The sequence below is a fragment of the Acidovorax sp. Root402 genome, assembly GCF_001425125.1.
Classification (GTDB): Bacteria; Pseudomonadota; Gammaproteobacteria; order Burkholderiales; family Burkholderiaceae_C; genus Acidovorax; species Acidovorax delafieldii.
Genome location: NZ_LMDQ01000013.1, coordinates 12,636 through 32,525 on the forward strand (window position 1 = coordinate 12,636; position 19,890 = coordinate 32,525).

The 19,890-nt window shown below is 61.2% G+C and carries 23 protein-coding genes; 8 read left to right on the forward strand and 15 right to left on the reverse strand.

The annotated features are described in order from the left end of the window. Positions 1-32: 32 nt before the first annotated feature. Together ASC83_RS07460 and yihA are read right to left on the reverse strand one after the other, a co-directional pair. Entirely contained in the window at positions 33-941 is a 909-nt protein-coding gene (locus ASC83_RS07460) for an alpha/beta fold hydrolase (protein WP_056060135.1), read from the reverse strand. Positions 942-991: 50 nt separating this feature from the next. Then, entirely contained in the window at positions 992-1,753 is a 762-nt protein-coding gene (gene yihA / locus ASC83_RS07465) for a ribosome biogenesis GTP-binding protein YihA/YsxC (protein ID WP_056060138.1), read from the reverse strand. Between the two features lie 72 nt (positions 1,754-1,825). Between yihA and ASC83_RS07470 the strand changes: the two genes are divergently transcribed. From ASC83_RS07470 to ASC83_RS07490, 5 genes are all read left to right on the forward strand, one after another. Beyond that, a complete protein-coding gene (locus tag ASC83_RS07470) occupies positions 1,826-2,455 on the forward strand; it encodes a cytochrome c (RefSeq protein WP_015012649.1) in 630 nt (209 codons plus the stop codon). A gap of 146 nt (positions 2,456-2,601) precedes the next feature. Beyond that, entirely contained in the window at positions 2,602-4,755 is a 2,154-nt protein-coding gene (locus tag ASC83_RS07475) for a cytochrome c biogenesis protein ResB (protein WP_056060139.1), read from the forward strand. After that, positions 4,752-6,101, forward strand: a complete 1,350-nt coding sequence (gene ccsB / locus ASC83_RS07480) for a c-type cytochrome biogenesis protein CcsB (RefSeq protein ID WP_056060142.1) — start codon at positions 4,752-4,754, stop codon at positions 6,099-6,101. The genes ASC83_RS07475 and ccsB overlap by 4 nt, the downstream gene beginning before the upstream one ends. 182 nt (positions 6,102-6,283) lie before the next feature. Further along, positions 6,284-7,288: a protein-methionine-sulfoxide reductase catalytic subunit MsrP gene (gene msrP / locus ASC83_RS07485; protein WP_056062014.1), complete on the forward strand. Its 1,005-nt coding sequence runs from the start codon at positions 6,284-6,286 to the stop codon at positions 7,286-7,288. Between the two features lie 61 nt (positions 7,289-7,349). Then, a complete protein-coding gene (locus tag ASC83_RS07490) occupies positions 7,350-8,000 on the forward strand; it encodes a sulfite oxidase heme-binding subunit YedZ (protein ID WP_056060145.1) in 651 nt (216 codons plus the stop codon). A gap of 71 nt (positions 8,001-8,071) precedes the next feature. On the opposite strand, the gene ASC83_RS07495 is transcribed toward ASC83_RS07490, so the two are convergent. The 3 genes from ASC83_RS07495 to ASC83_RS23460 form a co-directional block, all read right to left on the reverse strand. After that, complete coding sequence (locus tag ASC83_RS07495) at positions 8,072-8,899, reverse strand: MBL fold metallo-hydrolase (protein WP_056062016.1); 828 nt, start codon at positions 8,897-8,899, stop codon at positions 8,072-8,074. 115 nt (positions 8,900-9,014) lie between these two features. Next, positions 9,015-9,221, reverse strand: coding sequence for a lipoprotein (locus tag ASC83_RS23455; RefSeq protein ID WP_082522420.1), 207 nt, complete (start codon positions 9,219-9,221; stop codon positions 9,015-9,017). A gap of 41 nt (positions 9,222-9,262) precedes the next feature. Next, positions 9,263-9,874 carry a recombinase family protein gene (locus tag ASC83_RS23460; RefSeq protein WP_082522377.1) on the reverse strand — a complete coding sequence of 204 codons (612 nt, stop codon included), beginning with the start codon at positions 9,872-9,874 and terminating at the stop codon, positions 9,263-9,265. 104 nt (positions 9,875-9,978) lie between these two features. On the opposite strand from ASC83_RS23460, the gene ASC83_RS07500 reads away from it, so the two are divergent. Then, positions 9,979-10,191, forward strand: a complete 213-nt coding sequence (locus ASC83_RS07500; RefSeq protein ID WP_056060148.1) for a hypothetical protein — start codon at positions 9,979-9,981, stop codon at positions 10,189-10,191. 1 nt (position 10,192) lies between these two features. Here the strand turns inward: ASC83_RS07500 and ASC83_RS07505 are convergent, their stop codons facing one another. From ASC83_RS07505 to ASC83_RS07550, 9 genes are all read right to left on the reverse strand, one after another. Beyond that, complete coding sequence (locus ASC83_RS07505; RefSeq protein ID WP_056060151.1) at positions 10,193-11,374, reverse strand: zonular occludens toxin domain-containing protein; 1,182 nt, start codon at positions 11,372-11,374, stop codon at positions 10,193-10,195. Then, positions 11,371-11,670, reverse strand: coding sequence for a DUF2523 domain-containing protein (locus ASC83_RS07510; protein WP_056060153.1), 300 nt, complete (start codon positions 11,668-11,670; stop codon positions 11,371-11,373). Before ASC83_RS07510 ends, ASC83_RS07505 begins: the two co-directional genes overlap by 4 nt. A gap of 3 nt (positions 11,671-11,673) precedes the next feature. Next, positions 11,674-12,477, reverse strand: coding sequence for a virulence factor TspB C-terminal domain-related protein (locus ASC83_RS23890; protein ID WP_156379454.1), 804 nt, complete (start codon positions 12,475-12,477; stop codon positions 11,674-11,676). Positions 12,478-13,247: 770 nt separating this feature from the next. After that, entirely contained in the window at positions 13,248-13,448 is a 201-nt protein-coding gene (locus tag ASC83_RS07520) for a major capsid protein (RefSeq protein ID WP_056060159.1), read from the reverse strand. 206 nt (positions 13,449-13,654) lie between these two features. Next, positions 13,655-13,861, reverse strand: coding sequence for a hypothetical protein (locus ASC83_RS07525; protein ID WP_056060161.1), 207 nt, complete (start codon positions 13,859-13,861; stop codon positions 13,655-13,657). 255 nt (positions 13,862-14,116) lie between these two features. Further along, positions 14,117-14,425 (reverse strand): hypothetical protein, encoded by a 309-nt coding sequence (locus ASC83_RS07535; RefSeq protein ID WP_056060166.1) that lies wholly within the window; start codon positions 14,423-14,425, stop codon positions 14,117-14,119. A gap of 30 nt (positions 14,426-14,455) precedes the next feature. Then, positions 14,456-15,541, reverse strand: coding sequence for a replication initiation factor domain-containing protein (locus tag ASC83_RS07540; RefSeq protein ID WP_056060170.1), 1,086 nt, complete (start codon positions 15,539-15,541; stop codon positions 14,456-14,458). 420 nt (positions 15,542-15,961) lie between these two features. Beyond that, the gene (locus tag ASC83_RS07545; protein ID WP_056060173.1) at positions 15,962-16,177 is read right to left on the reverse strand and encodes a hypothetical protein; all 216 of its coding nucleotides are present in this window, start codon (positions 16,175-16,177) and stop codon (positions 15,962-15,964) included. After that, positions 16,174-16,557: a hypothetical protein gene (locus ASC83_RS07550; RefSeq protein ID WP_056060178.1), complete on the reverse strand. Its 384-nt coding sequence runs from the start codon at positions 16,555-16,557 to the stop codon at positions 16,174-16,176. The genes ASC83_RS07545 and ASC83_RS07550 overlap by 4 nt, the downstream gene beginning before the upstream one ends. Before the next feature lie 90 nt (positions 16,558-16,647). Here ASC83_RS07550 and ASC83_RS23465 point away from each other — a divergent pair, with 90 nt between their 5' ends. Then, complete coding sequence (locus tag ASC83_RS23465; RefSeq protein ID WP_082522378.1) at positions 16,648-16,932, forward strand: helix-turn-helix domain-containing protein; 285 nt, start codon at positions 16,648-16,650, stop codon at positions 16,930-16,932. Further along, the gene (cyaY, locus tag ASC83_RS07555; protein ID WP_056060182.1) at positions 16,932-17,261 is read left to right on the forward strand and encodes an iron donor protein CyaY; all 330 of its coding nucleotides are present in this window, start codon (positions 16,932-16,934) and stop codon (positions 17,259-17,261) included. The genes ASC83_RS23465 and cyaY overlap by 1 nt, the downstream gene beginning before the upstream one ends. Before the next feature lie 51 nt (positions 17,262-17,312). Here cyaY and ASC83_RS07560 read toward each other — a convergent pair whose 3' ends face one another. Then, complete coding sequence (locus tag ASC83_RS07560) at positions 17,313-19,706, reverse strand: penicillin-binding protein 1A (RefSeq protein WP_056060184.1); 2,394 nt, start codon at positions 19,704-19,706, stop codon at positions 17,313-17,315. Positions 19,707-19,890 lie beyond the last annotated feature (184 nt).

Below are 19,890 nucleotides of genomic sequence, written 5' to 3' on the forward strand. Positions count from 1 at the left end.
GCTTGAAGCGCTAGTGCATCATGCGCTGATAGCTATTTTTTAGATAGCAAAAAACGCTGCAGTTCCATGGCCACGCGCTCGGGGTGCTCGTGCACGACCCAGTGCGATGCCTGCTCCACCTGCTGCACCTGCAGCCGGGGAATCCAGCCGGGCAGGCCGTCGAGCAGGCCAGGCAGCAGGGCCGGGTCGTCCATGCCCCAGAGCACCAGCGTGGGCACGTCCACCGTCAACATCGACTCGGGCAGGGTGATGGCCTGGGCGCCGGGGTCGCCCTCGCGCGGCGGGCGGATGGGGCTGGCCCGGTAGTAGTTGCAGGCACCCTGCAGGCCCTGCCGCCACAAGGCCCGGTACTGGGCGCGCACCTCGTCGGTCAGCCATGCGGGGGCGCCGCCGTCCGGGGCGTTGAAAAAGGCAAACAGGCGGCGGAAGTCGTCTTCGGCCAGCAGGGCCTCGGCATCAGGCCTGCATAAGAAATGCATGTACTGGCTGCCCGCCTGCTGCGCAGCGTTGTGCGACAGCTCGCGCACAAATGCGCCGGGGTGGGGCGAGTTGATGATGGCCAGGCGCTTCATCAGCTGGGGCTGCTGGTTGGCCAGGTTCCACGCCACGGCTCCGCCCCAGTCATGCGCAATCAGGCATTCCAGCGCGCTGCCGGGGCATTCGTGGGCGATCAGTGCCACCAAGTCCTGCACCAGGTGCTTGGCGCGGTACGCGTCCACCGCCTGAGGGCTGCTGGACGGGCCAAACCCCCGCAGGTAGGGCGCCACGCAGCGGTAGCCGCCGTTTTCGGGGCGGGCAAAGTGCAGCAGGAGTTCGTCCCAGATGAAGGCCCCCTCAGGGAACCCGTGCAGGAACAGCAGCACCGGGCGCCCGGGGATGCCGCTCACGCGGCAGTGCAGGGTGATTCCGTGGGGGAGGTCAACAGGGCAATCTTGGATCATGGCGCTATGCATTCTGTAGCTGCCAGCGCATGATGCAATTGCGCTTGCGGCTAGTTGGGCTCGGATTCGCTGGTGGGCGAAGGCTGTGCGGGGCTGCTGCTGTCCGCAGCCGCAGCCGCAGGGGGCTCTTCGACGAGGGGCTTCACAGGGTGCGCCCACTGCCACAGCAGCTGGGCCACTTCATCCACCCCTTGCTTTTTGAGGGCCGAGAACATCTTCACCTCGCCGCCGCCCGCGTGCAGTCGCGTAATCGACAGCACCTTGGCCTGTTCGGCTCGCGTGAGCTTGTCGGCCTTGGTCAGCACGATGAGGAACTTGAGGCCTTCCTCGACCCGGGGGCGCACCACTTCGAGCAGCGCCTCGTCCAGCTCGGTCAGGCCCAGGCGGGGGTCGCACAACAGCACGATGCCGGTGAGGCCGGGGCGGCTGACCAGGTAGTTCACCATCACCTGCTGCCAGCGCACCTTGTCCGAGCGGGAAACGGCGGCGTAGCCGTAGCCAGGCAAGTCGGCCAGCACGGCGTCCATCACCCCTTGTTTGCCCAGCGAGAACAGGTTGATGTGCTGGGTACGCCCCGGCTTCTTGGAGGCAAATGCCAGCTGCTTTTGCTGGGTGAGGGTGTTGATGCAGGTGGATTTGCCCGCGTTGGAACGGCCCACGAAAGCGATTTCGGGCACGTCGATGGGCGGCAGGTGGTGCAGCTGCGCCGCCGTGGTGAGGAACCTGGCGGTGTGCATCCAGCCCATGGCGATTTTGGCGTCAGGTGCGGGCGGGAGAGAGCCAGCAACTGGCGCAGAGGGGGGTGTCGTCATGGGGAGTTGGGAGAGAAAGAACCATCATTGTAGAATCGCGAGGTTTTGCGCACATAAACACACACCCTCGATATGAAGTTGCTCGCCTCATTGCTGACGGCTGCCGCACTGGCAGCACCTGTTTTTTCGGCCTTTGCAGCGGGTGATGCACCCAAAGCGGCCAAGCCGGATCTCGTCAAGGGCGAGGCCAGCTTCACTGCGGTGTGTGCGGCCTGCCACGGCGCAGACGGCAACTCGGCCATCGCGGCCAACCCCAAGCTGTCGCAGCAACACCCCGAATACCTGGTCAAGCAACTGCAGGAATTCAAGTCCGGCAAGCGCAACAACGCCATCATGAAGGGCTTTGCCACGGCCCTGTCGGATGACGACATGCGCAACATCGCCTACTGGCTCACGTCCAAGCCCGCCAAGGCCGGCTTTGCCAAGGACAAGGATCTGGTGGCTATGGGTGAGCGCATCTACCGTGGCGGCATTGCCGACCGCCAGATCGCTGCTTGCGCTGGCTGCCACAGCCCCAATGGCGCTGGCATCCCTGCGCAATACCCCCGCCTGTCGGGCCAGCACGCCGACTACACGGTGTCGCAGCTGAACATGTTCCGCGACGGCTCGCGTGCCAACAGCATCCAGATGACCCAGGTGGCTGCCAAGCTCAATGACAAGGAAATCAAGGCCGTGGCCGACTACATCGCCGGCCTGCGCTGATTGATTGCTTGATATTTGTCATGACCCGGCCTGATTGACCGGGCGGCACGGAACCTACCGCCAATAACAACCCCAAAAAGGGCGGGTCCATCGCAGCGATGGTCCCGCCCTTTTTCTTTCGCGCTTCGCAGACACCGCTCCCACCCATGTCCGACAACACCCAGGGCCTTCGCATGAAGTCCGGCTCCCAGGCCCTGCGCGCCGGGGTCGAGCTGCTGTCTTCCATGCGCTTTGCCATCTCGCTGCTGACGGTGATCTGCATCGCCTCGGTCATCGGCACGGTGCTCAAGCAGCACGAACCGGCGGCCAACTACGTCAACCAGTTCGGTCCGTTCTGGGCCGAGTTGTTCGGCGCCATCCAGCTCAACGCGGTGTACAGCGCCTGGTGGTTTCTGCTGATCCTGGCGTTCCTGGTGATCAGCACCTCGCTGTGCATTGCCCGCAACACGCCCAAGATCCTGGTGGACCTCAAGGCCTACAAGGAAAACATCCGCGAGCAGAGCCTCAAGGCGTTCCACCACAAGGCACAGGCCGATCTGCCCGAATCGGCCGAGGCCGAGGCACGCCGCATTGGCACACTTCTGGCAGGTGGCGGGTGGAAGGTGCGCCTGCAGCAGCGCGACACAGCCGCAGGTCCAGGCACCGGCTGGATGGTGGCGGCCAAGGCTGGCGCCGCCAACAAGATTGGCTACATCGCAGCGCACAGCGCCATCGTGCTGGTGTGTGTGGGCGGCCTGCTGGATGGCGACCTCATCGTGCGTGCGCAGATGCTGCTGGGCGGCAAGTCGGTCTACACCGGGGGCGGGCTGATCGCCGATGTGAAGCCCGAGCACCGACTGTCCGAGCGCAACCCCACCTTCCGGGGCAACCTGCTCGTGGCCGAGGGCACACAGTCGAGCACCGCCATCCTGAGCCAGTCCGACGGCGTGTTGCTGCAGGACCTGCCGTTTGCGATCGAGCTCAAGAAGTTCATCGTGGAGCACTACTCCACCGGCATGCCCAAGCTGTTCGCCAGCGAGATCATCATCCACGACAAGGCCACGGGCGAGAAGACACCCGCGCGCGTCGAGGTGAACCACCCGGCCAGCTACAAGGGCATCGAGATTTACCAGTCGAGTTTTGACGACGGCGGCTCGCACCTCAAGCTGCGTGCCGTGCCCATGGTGGCGGGCGCCAAGGCATTCGACGTCGAGGGTGTGGTGGGCAACTCCACCCAGCTCACCAACAAGGGCGGCGGCTCCGGTAGCGACACGCTGACGCTGGAGTTCACGGCGCTGCGCACCATCAACGTCGAGAATTTTGGTGGGGCTGGCCCTGGCGCCAGCGGTGCAGACGTGCGCAAGGTGGACCTGCGCGAATCGGTGGAGTCGCGCCTGGGGGCAGCCAACAAGACCGTCACCAAAAAAGAACTGCGCAATGTGGGCCCCAGCGTGAGCTACAAGCTGCGTGATGCGGCTGGCCAGGCCCGCGAGTTCCATAACTACATGCTGCCGGTGGACACGGGCGACGGCGTGCCGGTGTTCCTGCTCGGTGTGCGCGAGTCTCCTGCAGAGCCCTTCCGCTACCTGCGTGTGCCAGCCGACGACAAGGGCAGCATGGATGGCTTCATGCGCATGAAAGCTGCCCTGGCCGATCCGCAAGCCCGGGAGCAGGCGGTGCGCCGCTATGTGTCTCAGGCCATGGATGCCTCGCGCCCGGAGCTGGCCGAGCAATTGCAGCAGTCGGCCGTGCGTGCGCTGGCGCTTTTTGCGGGGCGGGGCATGGTCGATGGCAAGCCCACGGGCGGGCTGCAGGCCGTGTCGGACTTCATGGAAGCCAATGTGCCCGAGGCCGAGCGCGCGCGCGCAGGCGAGGTCCTGGTGCGCATTCTGAATGGCACGTTGTTCGAGCTGGCCCAGCTGTCGCGCCAGCGCGAGGGGCTTCCGCCATTGCCGCAGGACGAGCAGACCCGGGGTTTCATGACACAGGCCGTGCTCTCGCTCAGCGATGCGCAGATCTACCCTGCACCCTTGGCGTTTGAACTCAAGGACTTCACCCAGGTCCAGGCCAGCGTGTTCCAGGTGGCGCGAGCCCCTGGCAAGAATGTTGTCTATCTGGGCTGCGCCTTGCTGATCCTGGGCGTTTTTGCCATGCTCTACGTGCGCGAGCGGCGCGTGTGGGTCTGGGTGGCGCCGCAGGATGGCCGCACCCACGCCACCATGGCCCTGTCCACCAACCGCAAGACCATGGATGGCGACCAGGAGTTTGTCCAGCTCGCACAGAAACTGATCGGGGCATCGCCCCGCGAAGGCACCGCATGAACACCGCGACTTCTTCCTCGACCGTCACCACGATCACCCTGAACGAGGGGTTCTTCGCTCGCCGCAACTGGTTTGACTGGCTGTTTGCCGCCATCGTGGCCGTGGGGGCGTTGTATGCGCTGCAGCGCTACGGGGCCTTCATGGATGTCTACGAAAAAGGCATTTTGCTGGGCGCCATTCCGAGCACCATCTGGCTGGGCTGGTTCTGGCGCCCGCTGCGCGTTCTGATGCTGGTGGTGGCGGCCGTGGCGCTCATGGCCATTGGCCTGTACCAGCAAGATGGGGCAGGCAGCCTGGCGCGGGCCGACACGGTGTTCGGCCTCAAGTATTTCCTGTCCAGCCAGTCGGCCATCCTGTGGATGAGCATGCTGTTTTTCATCAGCACGGCGTTTTACTGGGTGGGGATGTTTGCACGTGGCGAAGGCAAGACCATGAGCATGCTGGGCTCGCGCATTGCGTGGGTGGCGGTGGCCATGGCGCTCATTGGCACCCTGGTGCGCTGGTACGAAAGTTACCTGATCGGCCCGGACATCGGCCACATCCCGGTGAGTAACCTCTACGAAGTGTTCGTGCTGTTCTGCTGGATGACGGCCGCGTTCTATCTGTACTACGAGCAGCAGTACGACACGCGCGCCCTGGGCGGCTTCGTGATGCTGGTGGTGAGCGCGGCGGTGGGCTTCCTGCTCTGGTACACCGTGGTGCGCGAAGCGCATGAGATCCAGCCGCTGGTCCCTGCGCTCAAGAGCTGGTGGATGAAGCTGCATGTGCCCGCCAACTTCATCGGTTACGGCACGTTTGCGCTGTCGGCCATGGTGGCGTTTGCCTACCTGATCAAGCAGCAGGCTACCGAAACCCGTTGGTACAAGCTGGCGCCGCTGTGGCTGCTGGGCGTGGTGCTGTGTTTCGAGCCCATCGTGTTCCGCCAGGGGGCGACGGAGAATGGCGGCAGCTACTGGATGGTGTACTTCGGCATTTCTGCGCTGATCGTTGCGGGCATCCTGCTGGGGCGCAAGCGCATCGCGGCGCGTCTGCCTTCGTTCGAGATTCTGGATGACGTGATGTACAAGTCCATTGCGGTGGGCTTTGCGTTCTTCACCATCGCTACGGTGCTGGGTGCGCTGTGGGCCGCCGAGGCCTGGGGCGGCTACTGGAGCTGGGACCCCAAGGAAACCTGGGCCCTGATCGTCTGGCTCAACTACGCCGCGTGGCTGCACATGCGGCTCATGAAGGGCTTGCGCGGTACCGTGTCCGCCTGGTGGGCGCTGGTTGGCCTGGCGGTGACAACGTTCGCGTTCCTGGGCGTCAATATGTTCCTGAGCGGCCTGCACAGCTACGGCACGCTGTGATGATTCAAGGCCTGCTAACGACTCCCCGCGAGATTGTTGGCAGGCGCGGCAGGCATGTCGGGCATTCGGTGGCGCGCAACAACTATTGCGTCTTCGGTGTAACCTGAGCGGTCCAGGGAACGAACTAACAGTTGTTCTGCTCTACCGCTGCAGCTGTCTCACCCCACATGACCGGAGCCACCATGCTGATCCCCTCGCGCGATTCGGGTTTTCACCACCCACACTCCTCTGAAATCACCCCCCGCTCGGTCTATGAAGACCGCCGCCAGATGCTCAAGCTGATGGCGGGTGGCGCCGCAGGTGCGGCAATGGCGGCCTGGGCGGGCCGTGAGGCCCTGGCGCAGCAGGTGGCGGTCACGCGTCCCGGCAAGCTGGCGCCTCTGGCGGGCGCCAAGTCGGCGGTGGCAGGTGCGGTTTCCATGGAGAAGCTCACGGACTACAAGGACGCGAGCACCTACAACAACTTCTACGAATTTGGCACCGACAAGGCCGACCCCGCCCGCAATGCGCACACCCTCAAGACCAGTCCGTGGACGGTGGAGGTCGAGGGCCTGGTCAAGAAGCCCGGCAAATACGGCATTGAAGACCTGATCAAGCTCAGCGCGCAGGAAGAACGCATCTACCGCTTGCGGTGCGTGGAAGGCTGGTCCATGGTCATCCCGTGGGTGGGGTACTCGCTGGCCGAGCTGATCAAGCGGGTGGAGCCCCAGGGCAGCGCCAAGTACGTCGAGTTCGTGACCCTGGCCGACAAGGCCACCATGCCATTCGTCGGCTCGCGCGTGTTGGACTGGCCTTATGTGGAAGGCCTGCGCATGGACGAAGCCATGCACCCTCTGACCTTGCTGGCCTTTGGCATGTACGGCGAGGTGCTGCCCAACCAGAACGGTGCACCGGTGCGTCTGGTGGTGCCATGGAAGTACGGCTTCAAGAGCGCCAAGAGCATTGTGAAGATCCGCTTTGTCGAAAAGGAACCCGGCACCGCTTGGAACAAGGCGGCCCAGCAGGAGTACGGGTTCTATTCCAACGTGAACCCCAATGTGGACCACCCCCGCTGGAGCCAGGCGACCGAGCGACGCATTGGCGAAGACGGCTTGTTTGCCAAGAAGCGCAAGACGCTGATGTTCAACGGCTACGAAGCCCAGGTTGGCCAGCTTTACGCCGGCATGGACCTCAAGAAGTTCTACTGATGGCCCTGGTCTCGCCGCCATCGTTGGCGGTGTATGAGGCTGTGGTCTTCTCTTGATCGCGATGCGAAAACTGCTGCTCCACCCCGTCTCCAAGCCGGTGGTGTTTGTGTTGTGTCTGTTGCCGCTGGCATGGCTGGTCTATGCGGCTGTGGCGAACCAGCTGGGAGCCAACCCTGCGGAGGCATTGATCCGGGCAACCGGTGACTGGACGCTGCGGGCGCTCTGCCTGGTGCTAGCCATCACTCCACTGCGCGTCATCACCTCCACTCCTCAGCTGGCTCGGTTTCGGCGCATGTTGGGGCTGTTCGTGTTTTTCTATGGCGTGCTGCACCTGCTGAGCTACAGCTGGTTCGACATGGGTTTTGACATCCCGGACATCCTGCACGACATCGCCAAGCGGCCATTCATTCTGGTGGGTACATTGGCCCTGGTGCTGCTGGCCCTGCTGGCCGCCACGTCATTCAATCGTGCGATCAAGGCACTGGGTGGCAAACGCTGGCAGGCGCTGCACCGCACCGTGTATGCGGTGGCCGGATTGGCGGTGCTGCACTTTTTCTGGATGCGTGCTGGCAAGAACAACTTTGGCGAAGTGGCGGTCTACGCCGGCATCCTCGGCGCGCTGCTGGGCTGGCGGTTCTGGCAACGACTGCGCAAGCGGTCGACCGCACCGGCAGGTGCTGCGGCAAGACGGACAGCCGCAGGACCGTCTTGAGGTTGATTGCTGCCAAATTGATAGCTGTCAGCGCATATTTTCAATGCGCTAGCACCCGATTTGGCTGATTTTTACCCGTTGACTGCCCGCAGCGCTGGGCGCATTTGCCGGGTCACTGGGTCGATGTACCCGGTGGGAATCTGGTAGGCGCGGTCATCGAACAGGTCAATGCCACACATCAGGTTCTCGATCCATTCAAAGAAGTCGTTGATGGCTTCCTTGCCCATGATGGGGGCGCCGTGCTGCGGCACCAGCATGGCAATGTCGAGCTGCCGGGCCATGCGTGCCCACAGGCGCAGGATCTTGTTGGACACCATGTAGCGGCGGTGGAAGCCCTCCATGCGCGGGATGTGCGCCTTGAGGTCGGTCACCGGAACACGTGCCTCGGCCCCCGACATCATGGACACCCCCAGGTCGCCCGTGAACAGAATGCGGCTGACCGGATCGTAGAAGTGGAAGTTGCCTTCGGAGTGCATGAAGTGCGCGGGTAGCAGCACCAGCTCATGGCGTCCCAGGGGCAGGTGGCCGCCGCCGTCCGGCACACCGATCACCCGGTTTTCTGTCTTGCCCACCTTGGTGAAGTGCGGCGCAAAGCGCTCCCAGACGCGCGAGATCACCAGGTTGGCCTTGGTGCTGGTCATCCAGCGGTCCAGCGAGGCGATGATGTCTGGGTCTGCATGCGAAGCGATCAGGTACGACAGCTTGTGCGGCGGGAAATGTTTGGTCATCCCCATGAACAGCTCGTTGAACGCGAGGTTGCCGCCCGGGTCGATGATGGCGCCGGTGTCGTCGTCCACGATCAGGAACTGATTGGCCTGCACGGCCTGCCCATCTTCCTCAATGAGGTCGGTGAACATCAGGCAAGCATGATTTTTGTCGCGGTAGAGTTCCAGGGCCATGGCCATCCTGCGGTGCAATAAAGCGCAGACTGTACGAGTACCCCTAGAGTTTGTGCTTGATGGAAATCAAGCGAAACCGCATTGCCTGGCGATCCTGCGCTGGCGGCTGGGTGCGTCAGCGTGGCTGGGAGGCGGTGGCAGCGGGCTTTGGCGCACTGCTGGCGTCGTTGCCCGGGGTGAGTGTTTGCGGTAGCGTGGCACGCTGGCTTGCCGCAGGGCCGGTGGGCAGATACAACGGCCCCCGCTGACCGCAGCCGACAAGGGCTGCCGCACTGGCAGCAAGGACAAGCGTCCTGACTAGAATTTGGGGAGCTTTCAACATGCGCAAATTGTACTTTTCGACAGCCTCAGCGCTACGCAAAATCAAGGGGTTCCACCCCTTGACCCCGCAGCCCTAACCCTCGTGAGATACGGAGCGTCTGGCCGTATCACTCGATAGATCGCGCACTTGACCGTGCCAAGACCAACGCCCCACATATCGGCCAACTCCTCCATAGTGCAAGCGCCGGACAAATACATAGAAACCACCTGCGCCTCATCCTCAGAAGAGAGCGCACGACGGCGACCCCAACGCTTACCACGCGCACGCGCTGCTGCCTGACCAGCCATAACGCGCTCACGAATCATTGAGCGCTCAAGCTGCGCAACAGCTCCCAATACTTGAAAGGTGAACTCACCGAACGGGCTGGTCGTATCTAGCGGCTCAGTGAGACTACGAATACACGAACCAGCAGCCTTCAAACGCCCTTGAATGGCCAAGAGATCAGGCAAGCTACGAGCCACCCTATCGAGCTTCCAGACAACTAGCGTATCGCCACGACCGAGCGAGGCCAAGGCCTTTTGCAACTGAGGCCGAGGACCAACGCCAGAGCCAGACTCAGTAAAAAGGCGATGCACACCATGCGCCGCAAGGGCATCCCGCTGCAAAGCAGTGTCCTGATCTTGTGTACTCACTCGCGCATACCCAACAAGCATTAAACCCCCTATGTGTTGTGGACCGGGAACGAAACGCCAAAACTTAACGGCAATACACTGGCCGCAATCCGTTGAAAAGACGCCCCTGCGCGATTTCTAGCGACATGAAACAAATCCCTTACTTCACCTATTACGCGCTGCTCGCACTGTCCGGCATGGGCCTTATCCAGGCGGCCTATCTGCTGTTCTTTGCCGACAAAGAAGAAAAGAACGGCGGGCCATCACCATTCAGCCGGCCCGAAGCGCCAGAGGGTTACCGGTGGGTGCTAATGCTTGAGGAAGAAGCAGACGCACGCGAGCAATCGAGGCGCGGCTGAATCACTGCAGGCTTGATCGCACCTGGGCGTTACGAGCCGCAAGGCCCTGCAGGTACTGGCTTTGCGGAGGCTCAGGGCGCGCGGCAGGCATTGGGGCCGGAACAGTGCGCACAGGGTCCACCTGGGCGACTTGCTGGGCTTGCTGGGGCACTTCCCGGGCCTGTCGATAGTCGCCCCTATCCCTCGGGCTGAATTCGCCGCGCTGGGCCGTTTTCCAATCCATGAAGAAGCCCTGTTGCACGATCTGGAGACAGACAGCGCCGGACACCTGCAGCAGCGTTGCCTGCTGGGTGTAGCACTTGCAGGTTTTGCCCATCTGGACGCATGCGGCAGGGTATGGCGCTTCGGTTGGCTTGGTGACGTCATCGTAGGCCGGAGCGGTGTGCGCAAAGTCTTTGAGGCGCGGTGTGCGGCTGTCTACGTACTCTGCAGCGGTCATCACCTGGGCGACCTGCCGCCCGTTCTGACCTAGCGAACCCGGAGCATTTCCGCCTGGCTGGTTTGCTACATTTTCTGTAGCGCTTTTGGCCTGCTTTGTGACGTTGCCGTAAACACCAGTGATTGCAAAGTACATGGCAGAGGGAACGGCAATGACGCACGCTGCCAGAACGTACACGGCGCGAGGAATTTTCCTTTTCCCGGTGTGAAGGCTAGCGGAGCGGTACCAGCTGTAGACCTCCTTGGGATAGGCCACCATCGAGACTTCGCCGCGAGCACCTGCGCCGGGCTCTTCGCATTTCATGTCTGGCGAAGCGAAACGCAGAACGCTGACCATATCAGCGCCGAAGGTGCGTTTCAGGTGGCGATGCCATGAAGGTTTATCGATCAAACGCCGCACGAACACATCGATAAGTGAAGGGTGCGGGCAGATCATCCAGAAGTCAAAACCGCGCTTGCGCCGGAACTGCGCAATAGCTTGGATGTAGTCCGGAACATCGGAGCCAGAGCGCCGCAATGGGAATTCGTTCTGGCACTCGTCCATGATGCAGATGGACCCATCAGGCAGGCTTTGCCAGTCCTTGGGGTCGAACTTCTGCCAGCCGAATTCAGCTGCTTTGGCCTCGTCCATTTCGAAGCCGTGGTAATAGACCGGGCGGTTCTCTTTGAGCTGCTGTGCGCGCACGTCCTTGAGGGTCAGAAGCGTTTTGCCTGCACCGTTGGCGCCTGTCGTGAGGTAGATCATTTGAGAACCCACTTCTTGAAACTGTCGCCGCTGATGCCGTTGATGATGGCGCGGGCAGCTATGGCGCTGGTGATGATGCTGATGCAGACGCCGACCTTCATGAAGGCGATCAGCGAGAGCATGTCGGCAGGCAGGCCGCCGAGGGCGGAGACTGCACCGGACTTCAACCAGTCCAAGGACGTAGACACGCCGGTGTAGGTCACAACACCGATGCCCAGGGCGATCAGGATGCGACCAGCCAGCGTGCCTACGAGGTTGATGAGCATGCCGCCGATGGCAGCAACAAACATTGGCATGGCTTACCCCCTTGTGACGATGCGGGCCGCCATGAGCATCGAAACAGCGACAAGGATGTTGCCGAGCATGGCGAGGTATTGACAGAGGCTGGACAACGGCAGCGTCACTGCCTGATTCCAAACGGTGATGTTCAGGTCACCGAAGCACGAACCACCGCCGAGGGCGTCTGATGTGTCAATGCGGCCCGAGAGGCTTATGGTTTCGTTACCGGGCAAATCAGTAGTGCGGTTGCCCTCCTTGCCCTTGTTGGCAGCGTAGAGCTGCGATTCAGCACTTTCCTTGTCCATGAGCTGGCAGGAACGGCGGTACTGATCGCGGGCTATAGCGCACTGGATAGCGTCGCCGTCACAGGTCACTGCATCACATTGACCACCAAACGTGGAGGGGTCCTTATCGTCGGGGTCCTTGTCCTCGGGCGGCATCAATGGGACGCACTCAGAGCCAACCTTGACATAACCGTTAGGACACTTGCCGTCATTGTCCGGTGGCTGCTTTGGCGGGTCCTTCGGATAGCAGCCACCGTTTGATTTGTAGGTGCCATCAGGGCACTTTCCATCAGGACCGGGAGGCGTTGGATTGTTGCCGGGTCCACCCGGCTGACCACCGGGTTTGTCACCGGGCTTAGGGTCATTTGGACCGGGCCGCTTAGTGCCCTTGTCGGGGTCCCCTTCGGGCTTGTCGGGGTCGACTGGAGTCGGTTTCCCGGGCTCAGAAGGACCACAGGTGCCGCCCGTATAGACGCCGTAACCACCCATATACGTAGTGCGACCGCCAGAGGTTGCAATGACGCTGGGCGTAACGCTCATAGTGCAGTAACTACCGTCCTGACTGTTGTAGAGACAGGTGGCACTGGTGGAAGGGGATGTGACCTCATACCACTGGTCAGACACTGTGCCTTTAGATGGACACTTGCTGGGCACGCACTTGCCGTTCACACGGGTTTGACCAGTAGGGCAAGGAGGCTCGGGAACACACACACCATTGACGCGGGTTTCGTTGGGCTTGCATGCATCAGGAACACACGCGCCGCCCTCCTCATGCTGGCCAACAGGGCAAGCAGGGACCTTGCACTCACCGCCAACCTCGACCAAGGGTGATAGACACTGGCAGGTCCCACCGGATAGCGCGGCCCCCAGCGGGCAAGCCGAACCAGCAGCCGTAGGGCTCTGGACATAAGTGTTGTACGTACCCTGATCGTTGCAATAAGAGCCAACTTTGTAGAGGTCAAATTGCTGCGCAGTGACGTTTCGAGCCTGCCATGTCGCAGCCTTATCCAAAGAGCCGCCGCCGCATGCAAATTTAGGGTCATAGGCTTGCCACCATGCGACCAAGCCACTGACAGTATCGACACGACCCAAGCTGTCGCGATACTGGACAACGGGCGTGATGACTGCGGATGCCTGCAACGAGACGAACGCAAGAACAAAGGCAAGTATCAGGCGGTGAAGATGAACCATGCTGCACCGAGGATTGCGAGGATGACGAAGAGGCCCATTTGTTTGCACCTTGGAGAAGCCCACCACGTGAGCTTTTGCAAGGCCCCTGCCGGCCGGTCAGGGACACATGCAGCGACCGATTACAGGGCGCGGCGAACCCACTTGAAGGCCTTGATGCCAACAACGAGCAGCAGCACAGCAGCGCCGATAGCGGCGATTGGGGTGGATTGGGCGCCAATGTCAGTAACCACAGCGGTCACATCGATAGCAGCAGCATTGGCAGCGCCCACGAGGGTCAGGACACCAGCGGCAACGAGGCCGCGCTTGATTGCTTGAGTCATTTCAGTTTTCCTCAGATTGAGTGGATGAATTGCCGTCGATATTCAAGGCACGTATGGCCATGCGGAAGGCATAACCAACGGCCCAGACCGCGAGGACGGCGCCCGCGATTGCTGCTCCTTCCTCTGCTGTGAGCTGCAGAGGGGGGAGGCTCAATTCGTGCACCACAGTCACCGTGCAGGTGCTGGGACAGTCGATAACGGTGGGGTCAGCCACGTGGCATGGCCCGGAAAATCGCCTGTTGGCGAATGCGTGCCTGGGCGATGCGTTCGGCAGTGCTGGCGCGTGAGCGCAGGCGGTCCGAGAGGGCGACTACTGCGCCATGCGCGAGGATGGCCAAGACGCCGCCGACGAAGCCACCGAGGATGGCAAGCATGGCAATGCGCTGGGCGAACAGAGAGAGGTCGATTTCCATTAGTCACGCTCCAATTGGTAGCAGCGAAACACAACGCCCTCACCGCCGCAGTGATCGACTACAGCGTCTGCCGCAGCCTCTGCCGATGTGAATGGCATAGCGCTTGTGATGAGGGGCACATAGTCAATGCCGCCCTCACCGTCAGCACGGAGGAACGTGTGGTCCTCTGTGCTTTGGACGTAGTAGCGGGGTTCGATATGCATATGCGTGGCCGGGAACGTTTTTCAGTTTTGCGCGCCCGGTGCCCTTGCTTGGTTAGACCTTCGGAGCCGCTGCAACGCGTACTGGCTTGAGCGCGTGCATGACGGTCTTTTGCGTCTTGCCGTTGGTGACGATTTCCATGTCGGCTTCGGCTTCGAATGGAAATGGCAGGTGTTTGAAGGCTTGGAATTCTTCGCTGCTACCCAACGTGAATTCGCTGCTGGCCATGCCCTTTGCAGTGCCTTTGCTGGCGTCCAAATCGACCAAGGCGTAAACCTTGGTGCTGTCGTAGCCGGTGCCATTTTCAAGCGTGCCCTTGCTGGACTTCATGCCTACGACGTTGATCTTTTGCGTGAACTTCATGGTGATTTCCTTGGATGGTTTCCGGCGTAGTCAATGAGCCCATGCGGCCGGTTCGCAGGGATTGGTAGATGCTGTGTAGGCGCGCAGGGCTTCTTGAATGCCGTGCTGCATTGCTGCGGCACTGAGGCCGCGAAGTGATCGAGGAACGCGGCGGTGCGATTGATCGAGAACCATGCCTTCGAGCCAATCGTGGTCGGGCATGATCTTTGTGATCTGCAGGAGCGTGGGAGCCACGACGCGCTTCACCCAGTTGATGCAACGTTGTGCGCTGGCCTCTGCCACTTTGGTGGCCGTGGGAACTGGCGTTGCAATCTCGCGATTGCTAATGAGGTGCATTGCGGGGTAGCTGCCCGCGAAGTATTCAGCGGGGGAAACGATGGCATCCCATGGGATGACGCGGTTCACGTTGCGCAACTCGACTTCACAACGCAGCCAACGGCTTTCCATCATTGCGAACTGGTGGCCCTTTTCGTACCCGCGAAAGAGCTTGCCGGATTCACGCTTGCCGACCTGAAAGGTCCGCGAGTGGCCCATGACGCCTTCAACATCGAGCCATGAGCCGTGGCAACTGTGCTTAGGCATGCGGCGGCGGTAGCTGAACTCGTGAGCTTTGTAGAGGCCTACCAACTCAGCAATGCACACCTCACCGTCGAAGAAATCCTTTGCCAGATCAATGCGGGTGATCGTGGGCTTGAACTCTTCGAAGTAGTCGTGAACGCGCTTTTCCCACCCTTTGCGGGCGTGGGTGCAGCCTTCGCCTTTGACGGTGAAACAGATGCTGCCGCGCTGGCTTTCGCCGCCTGCCGATACGCTGGCGACCTCGTGGCCCCACTCGTTATCGATGGTGGTGGTGAACTCGTAGTAGTCGCGGCCAGGACGGTCTACGCCGACCACGAAGCCGAGCAACTGGGCAAACAGATGAGCGAACCAACGGGCTAAATCCTCGTCGTTCGTGTCGCCAGGAATGCGACGCGATGAAGGGATGTTTTCACGCTTGATGGTGAACCGGAAGTAGTCGGGGACTATGCCGCCTTGTGCCTTTGCATCAAGCTGGCGCTTTTCACAAAGGAACTTCAAACGACCGCCTTCAAGTACCAACTTTTCATCAGCCCCCATGACCACTCCTTGTTTTGTTTACCCCCGTGTTACTCGGGGGGGTATGAATCGCTGCGGCCGCGCCCTCTGCCGCGCTGCGCTTGCGTGCCGATGGCGCGGCCGCAGCGCAATCAAATGCACCGCGAGCGCATGAGCAGGCAGCAGATGCAGGGCGCATCCCTGCGGGACCGGGCTCTATGGCTGCGCCACCAAGCCCCTTCGGGTCTTGGCCCATTCGGGTAACGATCCCTTGCGCGGTGGTGCAAAGGACGGGGGCGTTTTCAACGGGTACGGGTTGGACGCAGGGCGACATGGGCATGCTGCCCATACCCTGCCCCACGCACCCCTTCGGGGCCGCGCTATTCGCGCTGCGCGGGTCCCCGGTTGTCTCCAAAGACAGGGAGCGCTCGGCGGCTTGCGAGAAGTGGTGAAGGACGTGCTTCATGACAGCAGCCCTTGCATGCCTTCGAGGCGCAGAACATGGAGGCGGGCGCGCTCGATCTGGTGGCCGGTGCGCAGGAAGGCGCCGACCGCTGCAGCGCAGGCTTTGTAGTCGGCAGCCTGTCGGGCGTTGCCCTGGAGAACAGATTTCGGGACCGGGGCCGCAATGGCCCGCCTTGCCCGGTACTGCAGGTCGCGCTTTTCTTCGGGACTCATTGCAAGACCCCATCGCGGCGAGCGCCGTACAGGCCAACCTGTTTCCAATTGCGGTTGCACTCAGCAAAACGCACCATGGACTGGAGCAGCTCGTTCACGCTGCAATCGAGCTGGGCGGCGGTCTCGCGGAGCTTGGCAATGATTTCGGGCTTGTCGGTGAAATCGACGCGGGCCTTTTCAGCGCGGTAGGCTGCTTTGCGAGCCGCTGCACTGGCATGGACTGGGCGACGACCCTTGCGCTTTTCGTTCCCGGTGCAGCCCTCACCATCCATCACCGGGTGAGCCACCACCACGGCAGCCAATGGCACGACGGCGGGGCTGCAATCGTTAGCCGCTTCGGGAGCGGAGATTTCGGGGAGAAGAATCTGCAGGGCTGGCATGGGTGGCTCCATGGTGGTAAAGTGGCGTTAGCAAGTTTGCCTACTTAGCAAAGTTGCTAATTAACCTACATATTAGCAGAGTTGCTAACCATGACCCAATTGAATTCCCTAATCGAAAAAGCGGCTTCGATAGCTGGCAGCGAATACAAGCTGGCCCAGTTGCTAGGCATGCAACAGCCAACGATTGCGGCGTGGAAAACTGGGAAACGCCCATGCTCCGCACCGGACAGAGCGGCACTAGCGGACGTGGCTGGAGAAAACGCAGCAGAAGCGGCAATCGAGGCAGTGCTAGAAGGCATCAACCTCGAAACGCCAAAAGGACAACGCGCTAAAGAAGCACTTCAGCGCGCTTTAGAGAACATTCGAAAACTGTAATGACCGACCTCGAATTCATGGACCACGCCGAACAACTGCTGCTTGCCGTCGAACGCAGTTGTGATCGCATCAATGACACCTCGGATGCCGATGTGGACAGCCAGCGTTCGGGGGGCATGGTGACCTTGACCTTTCCCAACCGCAGCCAGATCGTGATCAACCTGCAAAAACCGCTGCACGAGGTGTGGATGGCCGCCCGGTCTGGCGGCTATCACTATCGTTTTGATGGCAGCCATTGGCAGGACACCAAGGGCGCCGGAGAATTTTTTGCATGCCTCACCCGCGATGCCTCGCAACAGTCCGGGATGTCGCTGCAGTTTGCTCCGTAACTTACTCCGCGCCCGCCCAGCTGAGGAGGGGCGCGGCGGAGTATGCGGCGCTCAGTTTCGGAACAAGTCCAGGATGCGGCTGCGCTCTTCAGAAGGCGGAGGTGCTTGGGGCGCTACTGCGGGAGACGCGGACCGGTCGTCCACACCCACGCTCGAAACACCCGCATTGCGTGCGTACTCCTCGTAGAACCACTCACCGCCCACATTCACGACACCGGGTGGCACTGTAGGCTCCATCACTGGCACGCCCTTCAGCGCACGCTCCATGAAGCTGATCCATACGGGCAGGCTGAGCCCGCCACCGGTTTCCCGGCTGCCCAGATTGCGTGGCGTGTCATATCCAATCCAGGTGACAGCCGCGATGGTGGGCTGGAACCCTGCGAACCACGCGTCCACCGAATCGTTGGTAGTACCGGTTTTGCCATAGAGATCGGGGCGCTTGAGAGTGGCCTGGGCCCGCGCTGCAGTGCCGGTGCGGGTCACCTCCTGCAACAGACTGCTCATCACAAAGGCATTGCGTGCGTCGATGGCCCGGGGCTGCTCGTTGAGCGCTGGTGGCGTAATTTCTGAAATCACTCGCCCCTTGTGGTCAGTCACCTTGGCAATCAGCCAAGGATTGACGCGGTAGCCCCCATTGGCAAACACGGAATAAGCGGATGCCATTTGCAGGGGGGTAACCGAGCCCGCACCCAGCGCCATGGTCAGGTAGGCCGGGTGCTTTTCTGGGTCGAATCCAAATCGTCCCACCCATTCCTGCGCGGTTTTGGGTCCTACGGCTTGCAGGATCCGGATGGAGATCATGTTTTTGGACTTCGCCAAGCCCGTGCGCATACTCATGGGGCCGTCGTACTTGCCGTCGTAGTTCTTGGGTTCCCAAGGCTGACCGCCGGTGATACCCGCATCAAAGAACAGCGGAGCATCGTTGATCACGGTGGCAGGCGTGAAGCCCTTTTCAAGCGCTGCGGAATAGATGAACGGCTTGAAGCTCGAACCAGGCTGGCGCCATGCCTGCGCTGCATGGTTGAACTTGTTCTTGTCAAAGTCGAATCCACCTACCAATGCCCGGATGGAGCCATTGCGGGGGTCAAGAGCTACAAAAGCCCCTTCCACTTCGGGCAGCTGTGTAATCTCCCATGCGCCCTTTGGTGTCTTGACCACTCGGATGACGGCGCCGCGCCGGATCTTGATATTGGGCGGCGCCTTGTCGCTGAGCCCCGACTGCGCTGGTTTGAGTCCATCGCCGGTGATCTCCAGTGAGTCCCCATTGGCTCGTGCGGCCAGGATGCGTTTGGTGGATGCTTCCAGCACCACAGCGGAGAGTACGTCTCCGTTGTCTGGGTGGTTGGCAAGGGCGTCATCAATGGCGTCCTCCACTTCCTGGGCTGCTGTGGGCAACGCGACGAACTTCTCTGGTCCCCGATACTGCTGGCGCCGCTCGTAGTCCATGATCCCGCGCCGCAGGGCCACATAGGCGGCCTCTTGCTCCGCCGCATTGAGGGTGGTGTACACGTTAAGGCCGCGTGTGTAGGCCTCGTTGCCGTACTGGGCGAAGATTAGCTGGCGGGTCATTTCGGCAACGTATTCCGCGTGGATGCGCGTGTTGTCGGGCCCCGTACGGATTTTCAACTCTTCCTTCTTGGCTTGCTCTGCTTGTTGCGCAGTGATGAAGCCGTTCTCTTCCATCCGTTCGATGATGTACTGCTGTCGAGCGCGGGCACGTTTGGGATTGCTGATGGGGTTGTAGGCAGATGGTGCCTTGGGTAAGCCCGCAAGCATTGCTGCTTCAGCAATGGAAACGGATTTCAGCGGTTTCCCAAAATAAGCCTCGGAGGCTGCCGCAAATCCATACGCACGATTGCCAAGGAAAATCTGATTCATGTAAATCTCAAGAATCTGATCCTTGGTCAGCAAATGCTCTAATTTGAAAGTCAGTAAGATTTCGTAAATTTTGCGAGTAAATGTTTTTTCTGAGGACAGATAAACATTTCGCGCAACCTGCATGGTGATCGTCGAGGCGCCCTGGCTTTTCACACGGCCCAGATTGGCGAGGCCCGCACGCAGCACGCCTTTGTAGTCCACACCACCGTGCTGGAAGAAGCGAGAGTCTTCGATCGCCAGCACTGCGTCTTTCATGACCTGCGGAATCTCGTCGATGGGCGTGAGGTTGCGACGCTCTTCTCCAAACTCGCCCAACAAGGCCCCTTCCGCGGAATACACCCGCAGCGGCAATTTGGGGCGGTAGTCCGCCAAGTCAGAGATGTCCGGCAGGTTGGGGTAAGCCACAGACAGAGCCACAGCGACTGTGAGCGACAGGCCCACGGCCGCAGCCGCCGCCAGTCCAGTGATCCACAGAGCGATGCGAACCAACCAGCGAAGCCAACTGGAACGGGTGCGAGCAGGAGAGGAGTCCGACTTGTCGGAGGACTTCGAGGGGGAGGGCGGCATATCGCTCCGATGGGGTAAGACCACCCATTATAAAAATGTCCACCGCTGGGGTCGGAAATCCGGTTTCGTACTTGGCAAGGTGTCGCTGAAAGGCTTCCCGTAGTGGCCAAGCGGTATTGCAGTGCTCTGAAATTTCGTCTGCTTTTGGCAACGCTCTTCGGGCGTTACAGGGGGGAAAATCTTT

Bases quoted from the DNA above. Each gene is read 5' to 3' on its own strand.
- msrP (WP_056062014.1), top strand. From the start codon at position 6,284: ATGCTGATCCCCTCGCGCGATTCGGGTTTTCACCACCCACACTCCTCT.
- ASC83_RS07535 (WP_056060166.1), bottom strand. From the start codon at position 14,425: ATGAAGTTCACGCAAAAGATCAACGTCGTAGGCATGAAGTCCAGCAAG.
- ASC83_RS23460 (WP_082522377.1), bottom strand. From the start codon at position 9,874: ATGCTTGTTGGGTATGCGCGAGTGAGTACACAAGATCAGGACACTGCT.
- ASC83_RS07495 (WP_056062016.1), bottom strand. From the start codon at position 8,899: ATGGCCCTGGAACTCTACCGCGACAAAAATCATGCTTGCCTGATGTTC.
- ccsB (WP_056060142.1), top strand. From the start codon at position 4,752: ATGAACACCGCGACTTCTTCCTCGACCGTCACCACGATCACCCTGAAC.
- ASC83_RS07520 (WP_056060159.1), bottom strand. From the start codon at position 13,448: ATGACTCAAGCAATCAAGCGCGGCCTCGTTGCCGCTGGTGTCCTGACC.
- ASC83_RS07550 (WP_056060178.1), bottom strand. From the start codon at position 16,557: ATGCCAGCCCTGCAGATTCTTCTCCCCGAAATCTCCGCTCCCGAAGCG.
- ASC83_RS23455 (WP_082522420.1), bottom strand. From the start codon at position 9,221: ATGTTGAAAGCTCCCCAAATTCTAGTCAGGACGCTTGTCCTTGCTGCC.
- cyaY (WP_056060182.1), top strand. From the start codon at position 16,932: ATGACCGACCTCGAATTCATGGACCACGCCGAACAACTGCTGCTTGCC.
- ASC83_RS07505 (WP_056060151.1), bottom strand. From the start codon at position 11,374: ATGATCTACCTCACGACAGGCGCCAACGGTGCAGGCAAAACGCTTCTG.
- ASC83_RS23465 (WP_082522378.1), top strand. From the start codon at position 16,648: ATGACCCAATTGAATTCCCTAATCGAAAAAGCGGCTTCGATAGCTGGC.
- ASC83_RS07470 (WP_015012649.1), top strand. From the start codon at position 1,826: ATGAAGTTGCTCGCCTCATTGCTGACGGCTGCCGCACTGGCAGCACCT.
- ASC83_RS23890 (WP_156379454.1), bottom strand. From the start codon at position 12,477: ATGAGCGTTACGCCCAGCGTCATTGCAACCTCTGGCGGTCGCACTACG.
- ASC83_RS07490 (WP_056060145.1), top strand. From the start codon at position 7,350: ATGCGAAAACTGCTGCTCCACCCCGTCTCCAAGCCGGTGGTGTTTGTG.
- ASC83_RS07460 (WP_056060135.1), bottom strand. From the start codon at position 941: ATGATCCAAGATTGCCCTGTTGACCTCCCCCACGGAATCACCCTGCAC.
- ASC83_RS07510 (WP_056060153.1), bottom strand. From the start codon at position 11,670: ATGCCAATGTTTGTTGCTGCCATCGGCGGCATGCTCATCAACCTCGTA.
- ASC83_RS07525 (WP_056060161.1), bottom strand. From the start codon at position 13,861: ATGGAAATCGACCTCTCTCTGTTCGCCCAGCGCATTGCCATGCTTGCC.
- ASC83_RS07540 (WP_056060170.1), bottom strand. From the start codon at position 15,541: ATGGGGGCTGATGAAAAGTTGGTACTTGAAGGCGGTCGTTTGAAGTTC.
- ASC83_RS07560 (WP_056060184.1), bottom strand. From the start codon at position 19,706: ATGCCGCCCTCCCCCTCGAAGTCCTCCGACAAGTCGGACTCCTCTCCT.
- yihA (WP_056060138.1), bottom strand. From the start codon at position 1,753: ATGACGACACCCCCCTCTGCGCCAGTTGCTGGCTCTCTCCCGCCCGCA.
- ASC83_RS07545 (WP_056060173.1), bottom strand. From the start codon at position 16,177: ATGAGTCCCGAAGAAAAGCGCGACCTGCAGTACCGGGCAAGGCGGGCC.
- ASC83_RS07500 (WP_056060148.1), top strand. From the start codon at position 9,979: ATGAAACAAATCCCTTACTTCACCTATTACGCGCTGCTCGCACTGTCC.
- ASC83_RS07475 (WP_056060139.1), top strand. From the start codon at position 2,602: ATGTCCGACAACACCCAGGGCCTTCGCATGAAGTCCGGCTCCCAGGCC.